Raw genomic sequence first — 2,021 nt, 5'->3', positions numbered from 1 at the left:
CCGCACCCCGCAGCAGCGCGGCGGCGGACCCCGGCCCCCCGCACCGCGCAGGAAGCCGCGCTGGGCCATGCGCGCGGTGACGACGCTCTCCGTCGTCGTCCTCGCCTCGGCCGGGATCGGGCACGCGGTGGTCACCAGCCTCGACGCGGACATCGCCCGGGTCGACCCCTTCAAGGACATGAAGAACCGTCCGCGCGCCGGCAACGGCATGAACGTCCTGCTGGTCGGCACGGACGGCCGGGACCGGATCACCCAGCGCGAGCGGCACCGGTACCACCTGGGCGGGGCGCCCTGCCACTGCACCGACACGATCATGATCGTGCACATCTCGGAGGACCGGGAGCGGGCCAGCGTGGTGAGCCTGCCCCGCGACTCCTACGCCGAGGTGCCGGACTCCCACGGACACGGCACGCACCCCGTCAAGCTCAACGCGGCCTACGCCGAGGGCGGTCCGAACCTGACCGTGCGGACCGTCGAGAACATGACCCATGTGAAGATCGACCACTATCTGGAGGTCGACTTCATCAGCTTCATGAGGACCGTCGACGTGCTCGGCGGAGTGCGGATCTGCACCCCCGCGCCCCTGAAGGACTCCTACACCGGCCTGAACCTCCCCGCCGGCACCCACACCCTCCTGGGCGGCCAGGCGCTGCAGTACGTCCGGGCCCGCCATGTCGACGGCGCCTCCGACCTCGGCCGGATGAAGCGCCAGCAGCGCTTCCTGGCCGCGCTGATCGAACGCGCCACGTCCTCCGGGACCCTGCTGAACCCGATGCGGTTCCGCGACGTCACAACCGCGGTGCTGGGCTCGGTCCGCGCCGACAAGGGCTTCGGCACGGACGAACTCCTCGACCTGGGCCGGGCGATGCGCAACTTCTCCCCCTCCTCCTCGGAGTTCACGACCGTCCCCGTCGGCCAGATGGGATACGTCGTCAAGGGCGTCGGCTCGACCGTGAAGTGGGACACCGCGCGGGCCGCGGCCCTCTTCCGCGACCTCCGCGACGACAAGCCCCTCACCGTGCACCGGCCGGCCGCCGCCAAGGTGGCCGAGGTGGAGGTGGCCCCGCAGCGGATCCGTGTCCAGGTCGAGAACGGCACCGCCACGGCCGGGCTCGGCAAGCGGGTGGACGCCGCGCTGGCGGGCGCGGGTTTCGTGACGACCCGTACGCCCGTGAACGCGGCCGACCGCACGCGGAAGCGGACGGTCGTCGCGTACGACCCCCGCTGGGACCGCTCCGCCCGGTCCCTGGCGGCGGCGCTGCCGGGCAGCGAGCTGCGCGCGGTCAAGGGGCTCGGGCCGACCCTGAAGGTGATCGCGGGGGCGGACTTCACGGCGGTGCGGAAGGTGCGGGCGCAGGATGCGGCGCAGGGGCGGTTCCAGGCGGTGACCGGGGATCAGGTGGTGTGCCCGTAACCCCAATGGCGGCGTTACGGAATGTGCACGCCCGTGTCCTGTGCGGCGAATAATGCGGATTGGTCGCGTCCGCCCGATGGCGTCCGGGTCCGGAGGGGCGTAGGACGGGAGGCACACGGGGCCCGCCCCGGGCCCCTCACCCTCCCAGGAGGAGCCATGACCCAGACCGGACCCATGAGCGCCATGAGCAAGGAGATGCAGGACTGCGTCGAGGCGTGCATGTCCTGCCACAGCATGTGCGAGGAGACCATGAGCTCCTGCATGCAGATGGGCGGCCAGGCCCAGATGCAGGTCATGCGTGCGCTGATCGACTGCTCCGAGATGACCCGTATGTGCGCGGACATGATGATGCGCCGCTCCCCCATGGCGGCCGAGATGTGCGCGCTGTGCGCCAGGGCCTGTGACATGTGCGCCGAGGCGTGTATGGCCATGCCCGACGATCCGCAGATGATGCGATGTGCCGAGGCGTGTCGCCGGTGCGCGGAGATGTGCCGCGCGATGGCGGGCGCCACCATGTGACGACGCCCACGCCGACGCCGACGTCGTTGGGTTGGGCGCCCCTCGCCAGGGGTGCCCGACGCGGCCCGCCGGTGGGTGGGTCGGGGGC

At 71.8% G+C, this 2,021-nt stretch carries 2 protein-coding genes; both read left to right on the top strand.

Going from position 1 to position 2,021, the window contains the following annotated elements:
- A partial coding sequence (locus GRC12_RS43990; protein WP_244374691.1) for an LCP family protein occupies nucleotides 1-1,414 on the top strand: 1,414 nt, incomplete at its 5' end.
- 156 nt (nucleotides 1,415-1,570) lie between these two features.
- Complete coding sequence (locus GRC12_RS43985; RefSeq protein WP_208786024.1) at nucleotides 1,571-1,933, top strand: four-helix bundle copper-binding protein; 363 nt, start codon at nucleotides 1,571-1,573, stop codon at nucleotides 1,931-1,933.
- Nucleotides 1,934-2,021 lie beyond the last annotated feature (88 nt).

It is taken from the genome of Streptomyces griseorubiginosus (assembly GCF_017614965.1).
Classification (GTDB): domain Bacteria; phylum Actinomycetota; class Actinomycetes; order Streptomycetales; family Streptomycetaceae; genus Streptomyces; species Streptomyces griseorubiginosus_B.
The sequence above is the reverse complement of the archived record's forward strand: the minus strand, read 5'-3'. Positions and strand labels throughout refer to the sequence as shown.